Genomic DNA, 390 nt, shown 5'->3' on the forward strand with positions numbered 1-390 from the left:
CCCGTCGGCACCGCGATCAGGAACGTCATGAAGGAGAAGAACGGCAACAGCACGCCGCCCGTCACATACATGTGGTGCGCCCAGACCGTGACGGAAAGGCCCGCGATCGAAATCGTCGCCGCGATCAGACCGATGTAGCCGAACATCGGCTTCCGGGAGAACACCGGAATGACCTCGGAAATGATGCCGAAGAACGGCAGCGCGATGATGTACACCTCCGGATGCCCGAAGAACCAGAAGAGGTGCTGCCAGAGCAGCGCCCCGCCATTGGCCGCGTCGAAGACATGCGCACCGAATTTACGGTCCGCCTCCAGGGCGAACAGCGCGGCGGCCAGCACCGGGAAGGCCAGCAGGACCAGCACACCGGTCAGCAGCACATTCCACGTGAAG

At 63.1% G+C, this 390-nt stretch carries 1 protein-coding gene; it reads right to left on the reverse strand.

Going from position 1 to position 390, the window contains the following annotated elements:
- A partial coding sequence (locus IH09_RS36250) for a cbb3-type cytochrome c oxidase subunit I (protein WP_190233531.1) occupies positions 1 to 390 on the reverse strand: 390 nt, incomplete at both ends.

This window comes from Streptomyces celluloflavus, assembly GCA_000720995.1.
Taxonomy (GTDB): Bacteria; Actinomycetota; Actinomycetes; order Streptomycetales; family Streptomycetaceae; genus Streptomyces; species Streptomyces celluloflavus.